The sequence below is a fragment of the Nocardiopsis oceani genome (assembly GCF_054777395.1).
This window is the reverse complement of sequence record NZ_BAAHAR010000053.1, coordinates 39,338-56,410: the sequence shown is the minus strand read 5'-3', so window position 1 is coordinate 56,410 and position 17,073 is coordinate 39,338. Positions and strand designations below refer to the sequence as shown.

General features: G+C 69.7%; 15 protein-coding genes and 1 riboswitch. Of the genes, 10 read left to right on the top strand and 5 right to left on the bottom strand.

Annotated elements, in window-relative coordinates; translation table 11 throughout:
- Positions 1 to 712 (top strand): HNH endonuclease signature motif containing protein (locus ACYVDG_RS27585; protein ID WP_460760276.1); only part of this gene is annotated, 712 nt, incomplete at its 5' end.
- A 748-nt stretch (positions 713 to 1,460) separates the two neighbouring features.
- Here the strand turns inward: ACYVDG_RS27585 and argJ are convergent.
- A complete protein-coding gene (argJ, locus tag ACYVDG_RS27580; protein ID WP_460760271.1) occupies positions 1,461 to 2,621 on the bottom strand; it encodes a bifunctional glutamate N-acetyltransferase/amino-acid acetyltransferase ArgJ in 1,161 nt (386 codons plus the stop codon).
- A 195-nt stretch (positions 2,622 to 2,816) separates the two neighbouring features.
- On the opposite strand from argJ, the gene ACYVDG_RS27575 reads away from it, so the two are divergent.
- Positions 2,817 to 3,851 carry a serine hydrolase domain-containing protein gene (locus tag ACYVDG_RS27575; protein WP_460760267.1) on the top strand — a complete coding sequence of 345 codons (1,035 nt, stop codon included), beginning with the start codon at positions 2,817 to 2,819 and terminating at the stop codon, positions 3,849 to 3,851.
- Here ACYVDG_RS27575 and otsB read toward each other — a convergent pair.
- On the bottom strand, positions 3,820 to 4,683 hold the full coding sequence (gene otsB / locus ACYVDG_RS27570) for a trehalose-phosphatase (protein WP_460760262.1): 864 nt from the start codon (positions 4,681 to 4,683) through the stop codon (positions 3,820 to 3,822). The two genes, ACYVDG_RS27575 and otsB, sit on opposite strands and share 32 nt — an antisense overlap.
- Positions 4,684 to 4,820: 137 nt before the next feature.
- The gene (locus tag ACYVDG_RS27565; protein WP_460760259.1) at positions 4,821 to 5,105 is read right to left on the bottom strand and encodes a DUF3263 domain-containing protein; all 285 of its coding nucleotides are present in this window, start codon (positions 5,103 to 5,105) and stop codon (positions 4,821 to 4,823) included.
- Positions 5,106 to 5,336: 231 nt separating this feature from the next.
- Here ACYVDG_RS27565 and ACYVDG_RS27560 point away from each other — a divergent pair, with 231 nt between their 5' ends.
- Both ACYVDG_RS27560 and ACYVDG_RS27555 read left to right on the top strand, forming a co-directional pair.
- Positions 5,337 to 6,500: a S8 family serine peptidase gene (locus tag ACYVDG_RS27560; protein ID WP_460760254.1), complete on the top strand. Its 1,164-nt coding sequence runs from the start codon at positions 5,337 to 5,339 to the stop codon at positions 6,498 to 6,500.
- Between the two features lie 193 nt (positions 6,501 to 6,693).
- On the top strand, positions 6,694 to 7,299 hold the full coding sequence (locus tag ACYVDG_RS27555) for a GrpB family protein (protein ID WP_460760248.1): 606 nt from the start codon (positions 6,694 to 6,696) through the stop codon (positions 7,297 to 7,299).
- A gap of 63 nt (positions 7,300 to 7,362) precedes the next feature.
- Here the strand turns inward: ACYVDG_RS27555 and ACYVDG_RS27550 are convergent, their stop codons facing one another.
- Complete coding sequence (locus tag ACYVDG_RS27550; RefSeq protein ID WP_460760243.1) at positions 7,363 to 8,808, bottom strand: alpha,alpha-trehalose-phosphate synthase (UDP-forming); 1,446 nt, start codon at positions 8,806 to 8,808, stop codon at positions 7,363 to 7,365.
- A gap of 385 nt (positions 8,809 to 9,193) precedes the next feature.
- Positions 9,194 to 9,338: riboswitch (SAM riboswitch) on the top strand.
- Positions 9,339 to 9,351: 13 nt separating this feature from the next.
- On the opposite strand from ACYVDG_RS27550, the gene thrC reads away from it, so the two are divergent.
- The 3 genes from thrC to ACYVDG_RS27535 all read left to right on the top strand — a co-directional run bounded on the left by thrC (position 9,352) and on the right by ACYVDG_RS27535 (position 11,650).
- Complete coding sequence (gene thrC / locus ACYVDG_RS27545) at positions 9,352 to 10,611, top strand: threonine synthase (RefSeq protein WP_460760238.1); 1,260 nt, start codon at positions 9,352 to 9,354, stop codon at positions 10,609 to 10,611.
- 56 nt (positions 10,612 to 10,667) lie between these two features.
- Positions 10,668 to 10,946 carry a ubiquitin-like small modifier protein 1 gene (locus tag ACYVDG_RS27540; RefSeq protein WP_460760235.1) on the top strand — a complete coding sequence of 93 codons (279 nt, stop codon included), beginning with the start codon at positions 10,668 to 10,670 and terminating at the stop codon, positions 10,944 to 10,946.
- Positions 10,947 to 11,062: 116 nt separating this feature from the next.
- Positions 11,063 to 11,650, top strand: coding sequence for a PadR family transcriptional regulator (locus ACYVDG_RS27535; protein WP_460760232.1), 588 nt, complete (start codon positions 11,063 to 11,065; stop codon positions 11,648 to 11,650).
- A gap of 133 nt (positions 11,651 to 11,783) precedes the next feature.
- Here ACYVDG_RS27535 and ACYVDG_RS27530 read toward each other — a convergent pair whose 3' ends face one another.
- On the bottom strand, positions 11,784 to 12,914 hold the full coding sequence (locus tag ACYVDG_RS27530) for an endonuclease/exonuclease/phosphatase family protein (RefSeq protein ID WP_460760228.1): 1,131 nt from the start codon (positions 12,912 to 12,914) through the stop codon (positions 11,784 to 11,786).
- A gap of 323 nt (positions 12,915 to 13,237) precedes the next feature.
- On the opposite strand from ACYVDG_RS27530, the gene ACYVDG_RS27525 reads away from it, so the two are divergent.
- From ACYVDG_RS27525 to groL, 3 genes are all read left to right on the top strand, one after another.
- Positions 13,238 to 14,203: an ATP-binding cassette domain-containing protein gene (locus ACYVDG_RS27525; RefSeq protein WP_460760225.1), complete on the top strand. Its 966-nt coding sequence runs from the start codon at positions 13,238 to 13,240 to the stop codon at positions 14,201 to 14,203.
- Entirely contained in the window at positions 14,200 to 15,006 is an 807-nt protein-coding gene (locus tag ACYVDG_RS27520; RefSeq protein ID WP_460760222.1) for an ABC transporter permease, read from the top strand. Before ACYVDG_RS27525 ends, ACYVDG_RS27520 begins: the two co-directional genes overlap by 4 nt.
- A gap of 353 nt (positions 15,007 to 15,359) precedes the next feature.
- Positions 15,360 to 16,991, top strand: coding sequence for a chaperonin GroEL (gene groL, locus ACYVDG_RS27515; RefSeq protein WP_460760218.1), 1,632 nt, complete (start codon positions 15,360 to 15,362; stop codon positions 16,989 to 16,991).
- Positions 16,992 to 17,073 lie beyond the last annotated feature (82 nt).

Sequence of the window (17,073 nt, the reverse complement as noted above, 5' to 3'; positions counted from 1 at the left end):
ATCGGCCTCCGAGCGGATGTATGACGCGTTCATGAACCTGGTCCGCTCCGCCTCCCACCCCACCAACCCCAGCGAGAGCGCCGGGGACGCTGAGAGCGCTGAGGGTGCCGAAGGTGCCGAGGCCGGTACCGGGGAGGGCAAGGACAGCAAGGGCAAGGGCGGCACGGGTCGCAAGCGTGCTGCGGTGGCGATGATCAACATCATGGTGCCCCTGCCCACCTTCCTCGGCCTCCAGAACCAGGAAGTGGGTGCGGGTCCGGCGGTGACCCAGGACGGGCAGGTGGTCTCCATGGCCGCGATCCGTGCCCTGGCCCCCAACAGTGTGCTGCGTCGGATGATCACCTCCCCCGAAGGGGAGACGGTGTTGGACGTGGGCCGTACCCAGCGCAACGCCACGGGTGCTCTGCGGGATGCGGGGATGTTCGGGCACACCACCTGCGCCTGGTACCAGGGCTGCAACACCCCGGCCAGCGACTCAGAGGCCGACCACAAGAGGAGCTTCTCGGCCGGCGGGTCCACGAGCGCGGACAACATCCAGCCACTCTGCTCAGACCACAACCGGCTCAAGTACCGCCGGGAGACCAACCCCGACCAGCCCATCTGGCAGGGCCGCCCCTCCCACCGCAACCGCGGAAATGACAACAAGGGTAAGGACTCGGACGCCGACCCCGACCCAGCCTCCACACCCATCCCGACACCTGAGGAGCGCTAACCCCGCCCGCCAAGGCCCTACCGCCCCACGCCCCGATGCCCTGGCTCCCCGGCCTCCTCCCGAGGGGTTCGCCGCACACCATGACCAGCCGTGACACCCGACCCGTCAACGCTCCGGCGCAGGGGCAGGCATCGGCCCCCAGGCCGAGGGGTCCGCCGCACACCATGACCAGCCGCGACACCCGACCCGTCAACGCTCCGGCGCAGGGGCAGGCATCGGCCCCCAGGCCGAGGGGTCTGCAGCTCAGAATGACCAGCCGCGACCCCCGACCCGTCAACGCTCCGGCGCAGGGACAGGCATCGGCCGCCAGGCCGACCGGGGTTTCCCGGCCGAAGGCCGGGACCGCTCGGACCTCAACCACCCGTCCCCCTTTCCCGATAGCCGCCAACCTGCCGTCGTAGCGGAGCGGGTCAAGGTGGAGCGCCGTTGATGCGCGAAGCGCTCGATGGCGACGACCTTGAGGCGCGTAGCGGAGACGGCCACAATCGGGCGGCGGGAAAGGAGGGAACCCCACCCCAGAGAGCGAACCCCCGCCACAAGAGCAGGCACCCCAACGGAGCAACCCCGACTGCCCGAAGACAGCGCCCCAAGACGGCGCCCGAAGACGGCCGCCCGAAGACGGCGCCCCCAAGACGGCCGCCCCAAGACGGCCGCCCCAAGACGGCCGCCCCAAGACGAAGAGAGCGGTGTTGATCGCAGGCCCCCAGTGGTACGCCCACCAGGGCGTCAGCGCATGGTGCGCCCGGGCTCAGGTCGTGTAGTCCGCGTTGATCCGGATATAGCCCTCGGTCAGGTCGCAGCCGTAGACCGTGAACGCACCGTCGGCGATGCCCAGGTCCACGCTGATCACCACCTCTTCACCCTTCATGTGCTGGGAGGCGCGCTCCAGCGTCTCGTCGGTGGCCTCGGTCGGGAAGGTCTCCACGTCCCCGAACACGATGCGCACGTTCTGCGGCTGGACGTCGGTCTCGTCCGAGCACTTGCCCACCGCCATCGCGACCCGGCCCCAGTTGGGGTCGGCCCCGTGCACGGCGGTCTTGACCAGCGGCGAATTCACCACGGCCTTGCCGATGCGCTTGGCCTGCGCGTCGTCGCGGGCACCGGTCATCCGCACCTCGATGAGCTTGCCCGCTCCCTCTCCGTCGGAGGCGATCATCCGGACCAGCTTGAGCGCCACCTCGTACAGCGCGGCCTCGAACTCGGTGGCGTCCACCGGCCCGGCCAGTCCGTTGGCGAAGACCGCCGCGGAGTCGCTGGTGGAGGTGTCGGTGTCGATGCTCAGGGCGTTGAAGGTCTTGTCCACGACCCGGCGGAACACCGCGTCCAGAGCCGGCTGTTCGAGTTCGGCGTCGGTGAAGAACCAGGTCAGCATGGTCGCCATGTTGGGTTCGATCATGCCGACGCCCTTGGCGATCCCGGTGAGGGTCGCGTCGCCGACCTTGGCGGTGGCGACCTTCGGCGCGGTGTCGGTGGTCATCATGGCCGCGGCGGAGCGGTCCAGGTCCGCGGCGGGGAACTCCTTGGGCAGGTCGGCCAGGTATCCGCGGACCTTGTCCATCGGATAGGGGCGGCCGATGACCCCGGTGGAGGCGATCAGGATGTCCTCCGGGCCCACGCCAGCGGCGCGGGCCACGCCCTCCTGGACCTCCCGGGCGTCGTCGGTGCCTATCTGTCCGGTCGCCACGTTGGCGTTGCGGGCGATCACCACGACCCCGCGGGCGCGGCCGTCCGCCGCCGCCTCGCGGCTGAGGCGCACGCTCGGCCCGGCGAACCGGGACTGGGTGAACACGGCGGACACCACCGCGGGGGCCTCGGAGACCACCGTGAAGAAGTCGTCCTTGGGGTCCTTGATCCCGATGTTCCCGGCGATGCCGACGAAACCGGCGGGAACGGGGGTCTTGCTGCTCATCGTCCTCCTCGGAACTCGCTGTCGGCAAGCCTAGCGGGGCGGACCGGCCCGGTTCCCGCCACGCCCGTGGGCCCCGGTTACGGCTGCCACCTGCACGGGTTTCGTACTGTGCGGTGACGGCGCGGGTGTGACAAGCCGGAGCGAACGGGGTATCCGCCGAGAAGGTGGAGGAGCCCGCTCGGGGGGAGGCGTGTTGTGCGTGATGGTGACTGGCTCACGGAGACTGGGGCGCAGATCCGTGGAGTCCTGAAGGTGCTGGTGGACGCGGGCTGGGTCCCGGGAGGGGCCGCCGTGGTCGGAACCGGCGGCATGTGGGAGTTCGTGGCGGTCGGGCGGATCGACGGTGAGCACGATACGGCGCCGGACGTGTCCTACGACGTCGCGAGTCTGACGAAGGTGATGGCGACCTGGCCCTTGGTCGGTCGGGCGGTCGCCGAAGGAATTCTGGACCTGAACGCCCCGATGTCCGAATACTTCCCGGCGGACGGTCTCCCGGGTGCTTGGGTGACGGCCCGGCAGATCCTCACGCACACGAGCCGCCTCAATCAGGTGACGTGGATGGAACGGTATGTGGGGACCGACCAGGATCTCGCCGAGGCGATCCTGGCCGACCCGTTGGAGGAGCCCGGCTACCTGTACATCGACCGCGGGTTCATCCTGCTCGGGCTGCTCCTGGAGCGCCTGTACGGCAAGGGCTTGGACCGGCTGGCCGCTGGCCTGTGGAGTGATCTGGGGATGCGTGCCACCACCTTCGGGCCGTTGGCGCGTACGCCCAGCGTGGCACCGACGGAGCGCCGCCTGGTCGGCGCCGCACCCGCTTGGGGTGTGGTGCACGACGAGGCCGCGGCGCTGATGGGCGGGGTGGCCGGGCACGCCGGGGCGTTCACCACCGCCATCGACCTGGGCGCCTTCGCCCGGGAGATGCTGCGCCTGTACGGGGGCGGGTCCGAGGGGCCGGTCCCCGGCTCGTTCGTGCGGGAGAGCTGGTCACCCCAGGTGGACGCCGGGGCGCGGCTCTCCAGGGGGCTCGGGTGGCTGGTCACCCCGGAGGGGGTCGTCTACCACAACGGGTTCACCGGGACGAGCCTGTTCATGCACCCGGAGAGCGGCCGGTACGTCGGTGTGCTCACTAATGCCGTGCACTACGGGCGCGACCGGACCGGGCTGGTGGACCTGCGCACCGCCGCGCGTTCGGCGCTCACGCCCCAAGCCCACGAATCGTCGCCGTGAGCTGACCGAGGTACTCGGCCAGCCCGGCGGGTCCGTGCACGACCAGGTCGGCGGCGCCCGCCACCTCGGTGACCTCGTCGGAGGAGGAGCACACGGTGAACCCGGGGACACCCTGTTCCCGCAGCGCAGTCACCGCGTGGAAGGCGGGCAGGTCGCCCAGGTCGTCACCGGCGTAGAGGACACCGCGCGCCGACCGTTCCCGGACCAGGGAGGTGAGGGCGGCACCCTTGTCCACACCCTGTGGACGGAGCTCGATCACCATCCGGCCGGGTTCCACCTTCAGGTCGGCGCGCTCGGCCAGCTCCGCAAGGGGCCCCGACAGCAGGGCCAAGGCCTTGTCGGGGTCATCGGCCCGCCGCGTGTGCACGGCCAGCGAACGGCCCTTGTCCTCGATCCACGTGCCCTTCGGAGCTCCCGAGGAGTCCACCAGGCCGGGGAGTTCGGCCCGGACCAGGGCCACACCGGGCGGCGGTTCGGCCGCGATGACGTGCCCGGCCGCCCAGCGCTCGGCACCGTAGTGCCCGAGCACGACGATGCCCGGTACCCGGTCCAGTCCGCCGAGGCGCACCGCGGTGGCGGCGGGGCGGCCGGTGATCACCGCGACCGAGCCCACGAGTTCCGCGAGTTCGGCCAGCGCATCCACGATCCCCGGTTGGGGTGCGGATGCACGCGGGTCGGCGACGATGGGCGCGAGGGTGCCGTCGAAGTCGAAGGCGGCCAGCGCTTCGGAGGGTTCGGTGAGCAGCGCGTCGAGCCCGGCGCGCCCGGCGCGGGTACCGGGCTCGGCGGGGCCGTTCGGCCCGGGGCGGCTGTTTCGCTCGTGCAGGGGCATGCGAGGACCTCGTTGGTTCGGGAGGGAAGCCGCGCGGTCGGATCCGGGGGTGACGGTGGTCGTGGCCGGGGAGAGCGCGGGGGTGGCGTGTGCGGACGCGGGGATCGACCCGGGCGACACGCCTCGTGGCGGGAGGGTCAGATGTAGATACCCAGCTGCCGTGCGTTGCGTTGGCGCCTTCGGTCGGCGCGCAGACGGCGCAGACGTTTGACGGTCATGGGGTCGAAGGCGAGTGCCTCAGGGCGCTCGACCAGACCGTTGAGGAGTTGGTAGTACCGGGTCGCTGAGAACCCGAACTCGTCACGGATCGCCTGTTCCTTGGAGCCTTCGAACTTCCACCACTGGCGTTCGAAGGCGAGGATGCGCTGTTCGCGTTCGGCGAGGGCCGCCTGGCCGTCTTCCGACGGACCGATATTCGGCATGGGACACCCCCTGGACGGGTCATTGTTTTGTCCGGATCGGCGCGACTCATGCTAGCGACTCGACATGCCGGATGAGGAGCGGATAACTCAGGACTGGCACCGGGGATACAGTTGCCTTTCCTAGCCCCCAAGTCACTTGTCCAAGCCTGAATCCTGTGCTCATGACAGAATTGCGAGGGTCCGGGGGAGGGCCCGGCGGAACGCCGACCGCAACGTTCGAGGGAGCATGTCGTGCTCGGGGGCAACAGCCGTAACAGGAAACACACGCGCCATGTTCTGGGTACCACGGCGGGGGCCTGTGCGGCGCTCACCGTACTGGGCCTGACGGCGGCTCCGGCCGTCGCCGACGAGATCCCCGACTTCCGGCCAGCCCAGTGGGCACTGGAGTCGATCGGTGCACAGGAGGTCTGGGAGTCCACACAGGGGCACGGCATCACCGTGGCACTGCCCGGGGCCTCGGTGGAGGAGGACCACCCCGACCTCCGGGACAACCTGGAGATCGACACCGAGTTCGGCGACAACGGGGGCGACACGGAGCAGGGCACCGCGGCGGCCGCCCTGGTGGCGGCGCACGGGCACGGCATGGACGCGGACGGCGGCGTACTGGGAGTCGCCCCGCAGGCCAACCTGCTGGCACTGCCCACCGAAGACGATCTGCCCGACGCCGTCCGCTACGCCGCGGACCAGGGAGCCCAGGTCATCCTGCTGCCCGACGAGGTCGGGCAGGACCAGGACCAGCTGGACGCCACGGAGGAGGCGGTTCGGAGCGGCGCCCTGGTCGTCGCGCCGGCCGGCGGCGAGGAGGACCCGAACGCCCTCCCGGTGGGAGGTGTGGACGAGAACGGGGGGCTCATCCCGGACTCGCCCGATGCGTCGCTCATCGAACTCGTCGCCCCCGGCGGTGACCTGGAGACCGCGGCGCTGGACATGGGTCCGACCGAGGTGACCGGAACCCCCTACGCTGCCGCGGTCACCGCGGGGGCCGCCGCGCTCCTCAGCTCCGAGTACCCGCAGCTCAGCCCGGGCCAGCTCCGAGCGGCGCTGGTCGACGGCGCCCAGGACGGCCCTGAGGGCCTGCCCTCCCTGAGTCTGCCCAGCGCCGCCGGTGACGCCTCGGGTGAGGCGCAGGACATCCCGCTCATCGACGAGGAGCTGGTGGAGGAGGACTCCGCGGTCGTGCCGGTGTGGTTCTGGTTCGCCCTGGCCGGTGTCGTCCTCGTCCTGGCAGTGCTCCTGGTGGTGCTGTGGGTGCGCCGCACCAGCACCGACCCCTACGGGGTCGATGCCGAGCGCCGTGAGGAGGACGAGCAGCTGGCCGCCGAGCGCGCCGAACAGGCCAAGGCCGAGGAGCGCCCGTCGAGGCGCAAGAAGGGCGGCCGCCGCCGCAAGTCTTAGGGCATGTCCGGTGCTCTCGCTCGGGTCGCCCCCGGCCTGACACGAGCGGGAGACCCGGGGAACGGAGCTTCCGGGCGAACTGTTGCATACGGTCATTCCTGGTCAACAGATGGTCACAGAAAAAGTGCGCGTGCATATGTAAGGCACGTTGACGGTCTTGACTCCTGCACCGGAGGCGACAAGGCTTTGTTGAATGTCGCCCCTTGAAACACCCTCTCTGCCCTCGCGAGGAGAACAGCGGGCCGGAACCGACCCGCAGGCACGCAACCTGGTGAACGGCCGTGTGCGCATCTCCGACCACGACCCCAAGTGGCCCTACCTGTTCAAACAGGAGGACGCACGGATCCGCGGAGCCCTCGGCGACCGCGTACTGTCCCTCGACCACGTCGGTTCCACGGCGGTGCCGGGCCTGGCCGCCAAGCCCTGTGTGGACCTGCTCATGACGGTCGCGGACTCCGCGGACGAACCCGCCTACATACCCGACTTGGAAGCCGCCGGGTACTCCGTGGTCATCCGGGAGCCCGACTGGTACGAGCACCGGGTTCTCGACGGGCCCAACATCAACCTCAACCTGCACGTGTTCACCGAGGGGTGCGCAGAGGTCGACCGGATGCTGCTCTTCCGCGACCACCTCATCGCGAACGCCGAGGCCCGCGACCGCTACACCGAGGTCAAGCGGGAACTGGCCGAGCGCACCTGGGAAAGGATCCAGGACTACGCGGACGCCAAGTCGGACGTCGTCACCGAAATCCTCAGCGAGGCCGAGGCCCGGTGGAAGAAGACCGTCCCCGAGGGCTGAACCCCCGCACCACCCCCGCATTCCGGGCTCCGGGCCCTCGGAGCCCGGAATGCGGAACCCGGCTCAGGGACGGAGCCCGAGCGAGCGCAACTGGTCCTGGAACCAGCGGCGCGGCGGCAGCGCCACAGCCGCCTCGGCCAGCCGGTCCCGGCGCTTGCGGCGCTCCGCCTCCGGCATGGTCAGCGCCCGGTGCAGCGCCTCAGCGGTCTCCACGGTGTCGTAGGGGTTGACCAGCAGAGCGTCCGCACCCAGCTCGTCCGCCGCACCCGCCTCACGGGACAGCACCAGCACGGAATCCTGCTCGGAGAGCACGGGGCCCTCCTTGGCGACCAGGTTCATCCCGTCCCGGATCGGGTTCACCAACAGCACGTCGGCCATCTGGAACGAGGCCAGCGACCGCGGGTAGTCGTCGTTGACCTCCAGCACCAACGGCGTCCACTCGGCGGTACCGAACTCCTCGTTGATCTCCTTCGCGAGCCGGAGCACCGAATCCGTGTACTCGCGGTACTCCGGTACGTCACCCCGGCTCGGGTAGGCGAACGCCAGGTGGGTGACCCGGCCCCGCCACTCCGGGTGGGCCATCAGCAGCTCCCGGAAGGACTCCAGGCCGCGCACGATGTTCTTGGACAGCTCGGTCCGGTCCACGCGCACGATCAGGCGGGCGTCGCCCACGGCCTCGCGCAGCGTCTCGCGCCGGGCCGCCACCGCGGGCTCGGCGGCGCTCTCCCGGAGCCCTTCCTCGTCAGCCCCCAGGGCGTGCACACCCACCTCGACGACACGCCCCCCGTGCTCCACCGTGCGCCGTTCGAGGTCGATGTCGGCGCGCAGGATCTCGGCACAGCAGCGCAGGAACGCGTCGGCCCACCGCGGGCTCAGGAAACCCAGCCGGTCGGCGCCGAGCATGCCCTCCAACAACTCCCGGGCTACCTGCGTCGGCAGCATCCGGAAGTACTCCGGTGGCGCCCACGGGGTGTGCGAGAAGTGCGCGATGCGCAGGTCGGGGCGGCGCGCCCGCAGGATCCGCGGCACCAAGGCCAGGTGGTAGTCCTGCACGGCCACGCGCGCGTTGTCGGCGGCTCCGCTGACCAGCGCTTCGGCGAAGGCGTTGTTGTACGCGGTGTAGTCCTCCCAGAGCTTGCGGAAATCCGAGCCGTAGGAGGGCTTGTTCGGGGTGTCGTACAGCATGTGCTGCACGAACCACAGGGTCGAATTGGCCACACCCGTGTAGGCGCCGGCGAAGGTGTCCTCCGGGATGTCCAGCATGTGAACCCGCATGCCGTCCAGATCGTGGGCGCGGTCCAACCGGGCCTGCGGCGCTTCGGCGGCGGCCCGCCGGTCGGGCTCGGAAAGGGCGGCGCACACCCAGAGGCTGTCGATCTCGCTGGCTACGGAGATCATCCCCGAGACCAGGCCGCCACCGCCCCGGCGGTGCTCCAGGGAGCCGTCGTCGGCGGTGGAGAAGGAGACCGGGCCCCGGTTGGAGGCAATGAGGATCTGGGCCTTGTCCACGTGGTCGTCCTCTCGGGAAAGCGCGAATGGGGTGGTTGGTGCGGACGGGAGGGCCGTACGGCTCGCGACCGGTGCGGTCCGGAGCCCGTGCCGCCTCTGGCGGCGTGCAAAGGGGGCGCGCCGGGCGCGACGCGCTCCCATAGGTCTCGCCTGCCGGCCGGCGCCCCAAACCCGCCCGAGGCCACCGGCACAGCTCGTCACACGGGCGCAACACGGACCCGTGCGTCGGTTCCGGACTACGGCCCGCTCAGCAGCCCGGACGGCCCGCCCGTCTCAGCATGTGAGCCCGTTGGTGTAATCCGGGTCACCCGGCATGGAAAACCGGTCAACCCGTCCGTTACAGTGACGGTGCGTCCCCAACGAGGGCAACGCGACAACTTCATATTGCTCATCCAGAGGGGTGGAGGGACCGGCCCGACGAAGCCCCGGCAACCATCTCGGTATGTGGACTCGCGATGTCAGGTGCGAACCCGCCGAGGCAGGTGCCAACTCCGGCCTGGGGTCAAGGTGGCCGCCAGGGAAGATGAGGGGAGAAGCCTCGCTATGGCGATCGCCGCCGCTGAACCCACCTCCGTCCGCGCTTTCGGACCGGGAACCGCCCTCTCCTGTAGGGAGTGCGGCGAGCGCTACGAACTCGCGCCGATCTTCGCGTGCCAGTTCTGTTTCGGGCCCCTGGAAATCGCCTACGACTTCGGCAGCGTCACCCGCGAGGAGATCGAGAGCGGCCCCAACAACATCTGGCGCTACCGCTCCCTCCTTCCGGTCCCCACCAACGTGGCCGAGCTGCCGAACATGAACCCCGGCCTCACCCCGCTGGTCCGGGCGGACCGCCTCGCTGCCGAACTCGGCCTGAAGTCCCTGCACGTCAAGGACGACTCGGCCAACCCCACGCACTCCTTCAAGGACCGCGTCGTCGCGATCGCCGTGGAGGCGGCCCGCACCTTCGGCTTCACCACGCTGTCGTGCTCCTCCACCGGCAACCTCGCCGGCGCTGTCGGCGCGGCCGCCGCGCGCGCCGGGTTTGAGTCGTGCGTGTTCATCCCGGCCGGGCTCGAGGAGGGCAAGGTCGTCATGGCCGCCGTGTACGGCGGCAAGGTCGTGGCCATCGACGGCAACTACGACGACGTCAACCGCTTCTGCTCCGAGCTCATCGGCGACGAGGCGGGGGAGAGCTGGGGCTTCACCAACGTCAACCTGCGCCCCTACTACGCCGAGGGGTCCAAGACGCTGGCCTACGAGATCGCCGAGCAGCTCGGCTGGCGTCTGCCCGAGCAGATCGTCATCCCGATCGCCTCCGGCTCCCAGCTCACCAAGATCGACAAGGGCTTCCAGGAGCTCGTCAAGGTCGGCCTGGTCGAGGACCGCCCCTACAAGGTGTTCGGTGCCCAGGCCACCGGCTGCTCCCCGGTCGCCAAGGCCTGGGAGGACGGCCACGACGTGATCCAGCCGGTCAAGCCGGACACCATCGCCAAGTCCCTGGCCATCGGCAACCCGGCGGACGGCCCGTACGTGCTGGACATCGCCGAGCGCACCGGCGGTTCGGTCGAGCACGTCAACGACGACCAGATCGTCGACGCGATCAAGCTCCTCGCCCGGACCGAGGGCGTCTTCGCCGAGACCGCGGGCGGTGTGACCACGGGTGTCCTCCAGAAGCTGGTCCGCGAGGGCAAGCTCGACCCCGAGGCCGAGACGGTCATTGTCAACACCGGCGACGGGCTCAAGACGCTGAACGCCGTCGACTCGGGCGTCACCGCCACGATCAAGCCGTCCCTGGACGCCTTCAAGGCCGAGGGCCTGGCCTGACCGGCCCCGTGCCCGTCCACCACCCGCCGAACCGACTTCCCAGGAGTACGAACACCATGAGCGCCAGCGTCCGCGTGCCCACCATCCTGCGCACCTACACCGACGACGCCTCCGAGGTGAAGGCCGAGGGCGCGACCCTCGCCGAGATCCTCGACGACCTCGAGGCCAACCACCCGGGTATTCGCGCCCGCATCCTCGACGACAACGGCAAGGTCCGCCGTTTCGTGAACGTGTACGTCGGTGACGAGGACGTCCGCTTCGAGAAGGGCCTCCAGACCGAGGTCAAGGACGGCCAGCAGGTCTCGATCATCCCCGCCGTGGCCGGAGGCTGCTGACCGGGTGAACTGCGGGGGCGGACGCCACTGGCGTCCGCCCCCTTTCTCGTGCCCGGACCGGCCCTGGCCGGAGCCTCGTAGCCTGGGATGAGGATTCTTCCGGGACGAGGGTGGCGATGTCGGCGACACGGTTGTTGGTGCTAGGGGTCGTGCGGATCCACGGTCAGGCACACGGGTACCGGGTGGGCCGCGAGCTCATGGACTGGGGCGCCGAAGAGTGGGCCAACACCAAGTGGGGGTCCATCTACCACGCGCTGCGCAAACTCTCCGCGCAGGGGAAGATCCGGGATTTCGTGGCGCAGGGAGACGAGGAGGCCGGACGTACCTCCTACGCGATCACCGAGGACGGTGAGGCCGAGTTCCGTCGGCTGATGCGCCGGGCGCTCAGCCACGCCGGCAAGGACTACGCCCTGCTGTCCGCCGGGGTCACCCTGATGACCGGGCTGCCGCGCGCCGAGGTGGTCGAGTTGCTGGCGGAGCGGCTCGTCGGGTTGGAGAAATACGCCGAGGAGTGCGCCGAGTTCATCGGGGCCTCCGACACGGAGTGGGGCAAGCCGCCGCACGTCCGCGAGCTCTTCCGGCTCGGGCACCACATGGTCGCCACCGAGGCCGCCTGGACCCGGCAGCTCATCGACTCCTTGGAAGCGGGGGAGTACGTCATGGCCGACGACCATCCCCGTGCCTTCGGACTACCTCCGGCCTGAGCGGTCATCCGCCCGCGTGCACAAGCGCGCGTGGACGTATGTTCGCGGCTGGGCAGCCGCGAACCGTCGACCACGGCGGTGGCGGGGCCAGGAGGGCGGCCCCCGCCATGCGTCTCGTCCGCCGAGCTGCGGCCTACGGGGAGTGGACGCTGATTCGGGCCCACAGCATCTCGTGGTCCGAGCAGGAGATGGACTCGTTCGAGGCCAGCCCGGACCCGATATCCTCGTGCTCCACCCCGTGCGCCGGGTTGGCGCAGTTCTGGGAGGGCTGGGTGACCCGGCTGTCCGTCACCCGCACGTTCGGGCTGGCGAACAGGTAGTCGTACTGGCGGTCGGGCTCCCCGGTGCGCTGGCCCGTGCCACCGTGCACCGCCCCGAAGGTCGAAGCACCCCCGCGACAGAAGAAGTTCATCTCGTTGCCGCACTCGCTCATGAGCTCGCGGAGGTATCCCTGACCGGCATCGGGCCCTAACAGCGTTGAGTAGTAGTCCGGGTGGTAGAGGGAGGACATGGAAGCCTCGTTCGGCTCCATGTTGAGGTCGGCACCGAGGACCACTGACCCTGCACCGTAGTTGTCCCGGATCCGGTCCGCGACCTCTTGGACCTCACCTTCGCGGGCCACCTCGTCTTCCTTGTTCGGTCCGTTGGTCAGATGGGTGGAGCACACGGCCATCGCCAGTTCGTCCGACGACGTGCACACCATGGACCGGTACTCAGTGACGTGGAAGGAGCCCAGGTCGAACCGGCCGACCTCGGCATCGCCCTGGGTGCCGAACCCTTGGCCCTCCTGGATGAGCACCGCGTTTCCGTATCGGGGCGGCACCTCTCCCTTCGCTCCTTCACCGGGTACGTCGCGGCAACGGGCCGGTTCCCTGTTCGCGTTGTCCGGATCAGCGGAGTCAGCCGGCTCGGCCCAGGCGGGTTCGAAAACGTACCCGTAGCCCTTGAGGTCGTCGGCGAGGGCTTCGATCTGGTTCTCGCAGACCTCCTGCAGGGCCAGGGCCAGCGGCCCGCGGTCGCGGACGCTGCTACCGATGGCCCACACGATGTCTTCGGCCTGGCCGTAGTGGCCGACCGAACCGAACATGTTGAACTGGCCGACGATGCCCTCGTAGTCGGCCGGGGCGGTGGTGGCACCATAGCCGGTGTCGGGGGCCGCGGCGGCGGTCTGCCCCGGTGCGGTGAGCACGCCCGCGGTGAGCAGGGCCAACGCTCCGGTGGAGGCCAGCAGGCGCAGCCCGGTGTGTAATCGTGGCTTGGTCATAGCGGGGCTCCTCGATTCGAGTGACGATCCCGCCTGCGCGATCCGAGGGACGGCATCGGCCCGGGGGGTCAGGGGACGCGCGCAAAGCTCTTTTCGAGATTACCGGCGGGGATCCCGCGAAAACAGGCCCTGTGGACAACTGATGGCGGTCACGGCCGGGGCCCGCCGACATCTCCCACCTCCGGTGTGCCGCGTTCGCCGCCCGCTCAGGCCCGTCGGAATCCGGGTAGGGCGTAGCCAAACAACCCGCTTATAAAAACTTGAATATCTGACCCGGGTGCTGCATCCTGACTCTGTATTCAAGTTTTAATACGGAGAGGGCGATGATCCATACACGCGAGCTGACCCGGCATTTCAGGGCCGGCAAGGAGACCGTCGAGGCCGTGCGAGGCGTCGACATCGACGTGGCCGAGGGGGAGCTCGTCGCGCTCCTCGGTCCCAACGGTGCAGGAAAGAGCACCACCCTGCGCATGCTCACCACCCTGCTCGAACCCACGTCGGGAGCGGCCACCGTCGCCGGGCGCGACGTACGCACCGAGCCCGCGGAGGTGCGCCGCCGGATCGGGTTCGTCGGGCAGGGGCACGGTGCCGGGGAGGACCAGCGCGCCCGCGACGAGCTCTACACCCAAGGCATCCTCTACGGGCTCGACCGGCGCACCGCACGCAGCCGTACCGAGGAGCTGCTGGAGGTGCTCGACCTCTCCGCCGCCGCGGGGCGCGAGGTCACCAAGCTCTCCGGTGGCCAGCGACGCAGGCTCGACATCGCGATGGGGCTGATCCACCGGCCCGGACTGCTGTTCCTCGACGAGCCCTCCACCGGCCTCGACCCGCACAGCCGGGCCAACCTGTGGGAGCACGTCGCGCGGTTGCGGGAGGAGTACGGGACGACGGTCGTCCTCACCACCCACTACCTGGACGAGGCCGACTCCACAGCTGAACGGGTCCTGGTCATCGACCACGGCCGGGTGATCGCCGACGGCACCCCCGACCAGCTCAAGAGCCGGGTGTCCGGCGACCTCATCACCCTCGGCTTCGCCGACCAGGCCCAGGCCAAGGGCGCCGCCGAGGTGGCCGAACGGACCTCGCCGCCCGGCGGGGTCGAGATCCGTGACCGGGCCGCCCCTGAGGTGCGTTTCCGAACGGAGCGCGGCGACACCGCCCTGCCGGAGCTGCTCCGCTCTCTCGACGCCGCCGGCCTCGACCTCCGCACCGTCCAGGTGCAGCGGCCCACCCTGGACGACGTGTTCCTGACCCTGACCGGCCGCAGCCTGCGCGAGGGGGACCAGTGACCGCCGTCGACCGCACCGGGGCAGACCCCCAGCGGACCACCGGAGGACTTGCGGGCATGCTGCGCGACACCGCAACCGTCTTCGCGCGCCAGATGCGCCCGATCCTGTACCGGCCGTTCCTGGTCGCCTTCGGGATGCTCCAGCCGCTGCTGTACCTGGTGCTGTTCGCGCCCCTGCTCACCGGGTTGGCGGGCGCCGAGGGCGAGAACCCCTGGCAGTGGTTCGTCCCCGGTCTGCTGGTCATGCTGTCCCTGTTCACCGCCGGGTTCGCCGGGTTCGGTCTGCTGCCGGAGATGGCCTCGGGTGCGCACGAACGGATGCTGGCGACCCCGACCAGCCGGGTGGCACTGCTACTCGGCCGGGTCCTGCGGGACGTGCTCATCGTCCTCGTTCAAATGCTGCTGATCATCGTGCTCGTGGTGCCGTTCGGTTTCCGGACCACGGTGCTGGGGGCGCTCGCGGGTTTCGCCCTGCTCGCGGTCCTCGGGATCGGGTTGTCCACGCTGTCGTACCTGGCCGCGATGGCCGCCAAGCAGACGTACGTGTTCGCGCCGGTCCTCCAGACCGTGATCATGCCGCTGATGCTGCTCTCCGGCGTGCTGCTGCCGATGGAGCTCGCGCCGGGGTGGCTGTACACGCTGTCGCGGTTCAACCCGGTGGCGCACGTGGTGGACGCGGCCCGGGTGCTGTTCAGCGGTGGTGCTTGGGACACCACGGTTCTGCTCGGCTGGGCCATGGCAGCCGGGATGGCCGTACTGGCGCTGGCGCTGGGTGCGCGCTCCATGCGTCGGCTGAGCAGCTGAGTATCCGCGCGCCCGCGGGGTAGTTGAGGGGTGTGCACCCGCGCCCCTCGGCCTCCCTTGGGGGACCCCTGCTGTTCGCCGAGCGCACAAACCTCCAGGAAACGGGACGTTTACGCAGGTGTCGGGCGTTCTTCGGGGAGTGGAAATCGTGACCACATCGTTTGCACTCTCCATGGGCGAGTGCTAAAAATAAGAGTGGTTAGCACTCATCATTGCCGAGTGCTAAGCCGGAGCGAGGCTGCGAGATCGTGGGCCTCCGGCAGCAGGGTTGCCGGTGCGCGCACGGTCGTCCGTCGCGGGCGCATGCCTCGTCCCATCGCGTATCAGCCCGGTCACGGGAGGACAAGAACTCAATGGCAGCCAAACTGATCGCGTTCGACGAGGAGGCCCGTCGCGGCCTCGAGCGTGGCATGAACCAGCTCGCGGACGCCGTGAAGGTCACGCTCGGCCCGAAGGGCCGCAACGTCGTGCTGGAGAAGAAGTGGGGCGCCCCCACGATCACCAACGACGGTGTCTCCATCGCCAAGGAGATCGAGCTCGAGGACCCCTGGGAGAAGATCGGGGCCGAGCTGGTCAAGGAGGTCGCCAAGAAGACGGACGACGTCGCCGGTGACGGTACGACCACCGCCACCGTCCTGGCCCAGGCACTCGTCCGCGAGGGTCTGCGCAACGTCGCCGCCGGCGCCAACCCGATCGGCCTCAAGCGCGGCATCGAAGCCGCCGTGGCCCGCATCAACGAGGAGCTCGGCAACCTCTCCAAGGAGGTCGAGACCAAGGAGCAGATCGCCTCCACCGCCTCCATCTCCGCTGGTGACAACCAGATCGGTGACACCATCGCCGAGGCGATGGACAAGGTCGGCAAGGAAGGCGTCATCACCGTCGAGGAGGGGCAGACCTTCGGGCTCGAGCTGGAGCTCGCCGAGGGCATGCGCTTCGACAAGGGCTACATCTCGCCCTACTTCGCCACCGACCTTGAGCGCATGGAGACGGTCCTCGAGGACCCCTACATCCTCATCGTCAACTCCAAGATCTCCAACAACAACGAGTTCCTGCCCGTTGTTGAGAAGGTCCTGCAGTCCGGCCGTCCGCTGATGGTCATCGCCGAGGACGTCGCCGACGGCGCCCTGCAGACCCTCGTGGTCAACAAGATCCGCGGCACCTTCAAGTCCGTCGCCGTCAAGGCCCCGGGCTTCGGTGACCGCCGCAAGGCCCAGCTCGCCGACATCGCCGTGCTGACCGGCGGCCAGGTCATCACCGAGGAGGTCGGCCTCAAGCTCGAGAACACCGAGCTCGAGCTGCTGGGCCGCGCGCGCAAGGTCGTCGTCACCAAGGACGAGACCACCATCGTCGACGGTGCCGGTGACGCCACCACCATCGCCGGTCGCGTCAACGAGATCCGCAACGAGATCGAGCGCACCGACTCCGACTACGACCGCGAGAAGCTCCAGGAGCGCCTCGCGCGTCTGGCCGGCGGCGTGGCCGTCATCAAGGCCGGTGCCGCCACCGAGGTGGAGCTCAAGGAGCGCAAGCACCGCATCGAGGACGCCGTCCGCAACGCGAAGGCCGCGGTCGAGGAGGGCATGCTGCCCGGCGGTGGCGTCGCGCTGCTGCAGGCCAGCGTCCCCGCGTTCGCGAAGCTGGACCTCGAGGGCGACGAGGCCATCGGTGCCGACATCGTGCGTCGCGCGATCGCCGAGCCGCTGAAGCAGATCGCCATCAACGCCGGCCTCGAGGGCGGCGTCGTGGCGGAGAAGGTCAAGAACCTGGAGCCCGGGTTCGGCCTGAACGCCGCCAGCGGCGAGTACACCGACCTGTTCAAGGACGGCGTCATCGACCCGACCAAGGTCACCCGTTCGGCTGTGCAGAACGCCGGCTCCATCGCCGGTCTGTTCCTGACCACCGAGGCCGTCATCGCCGAGAAGCCGGAGAAGGCGGCGGCCCCGGCCGGCGACCCGACCGGCGGCATGGGCGGCATGGACTTCTAGTAGGTCCGTGATATCCCGGGCCCACGGGCCCGGACGCGCCTGAGGTCCGGATACGCGACCTCGCCCGCGACGACCGGGCGGT

Coding starts and splice junctions, on each gene's coding strand:
- argJ (WP_460760271.1), bottom strand. CDS start 2,621: ATGAGCAGCAAGACCCCCGTTCCCGCCGGTTTCGTCGGCATCGCCGGG.
- otsB (WP_460760262.1), bottom strand. CDS start 4,683: ATGCCCCTGCACGAGCGAAACAGCCGCCCCGGGCCGAACGGCCCCGCC.
- ACYVDG_RS27565 (WP_460760259.1), bottom strand. CDS start 5,105: ATGCCGAATATCGGTCCGTCGGAAGACGGCCAGGCGGCCCTCGCCGAA.
- ACYVDG_RS27555 (WP_460760248.1), top strand. CDS start 6,694: ATGTCGCCCCTTGAAACACCCTCTCTGCCCTCGCGAGGAGAACAGCGG.
- thrC (WP_460760238.1), top strand. CDS start 9,352: ATGGCGATCGCCGCCGCTGAACCCACCTCCGTCCGCGCTTTCGGACCG.
- ACYVDG_RS27540 (WP_460760235.1), top strand. CDS start 10,668: ATGAGCGCCAGCGTCCGCGTGCCCACCATCCTGCGCACCTACACCGAC.
- ACYVDG_RS27535 (WP_460760232.1), top strand. CDS start 11,063: ATGTCGGCGACACGGTTGTTGGTGCTAGGGGTCGTGCGGATCCACGGT.
- ACYVDG_RS27530 (WP_460760228.1), bottom strand. CDS start 12,914: ATGACCAAGCCACGATTACACACCGGGCTGCGCCTGCTGGCCTCCACC.
- ACYVDG_RS27525 (WP_460760225.1), top strand. CDS start 13,238: ATGATCCATACACGCGAGCTGACCCGGCATTTCAGGGCCGGCAAGGAG.
- groL (WP_460760218.1), top strand. CDS start 15,360: ATGGCAGCCAAACTGATCGCGTTCGACGAGGAGGCCCGTCGCGGCCTC.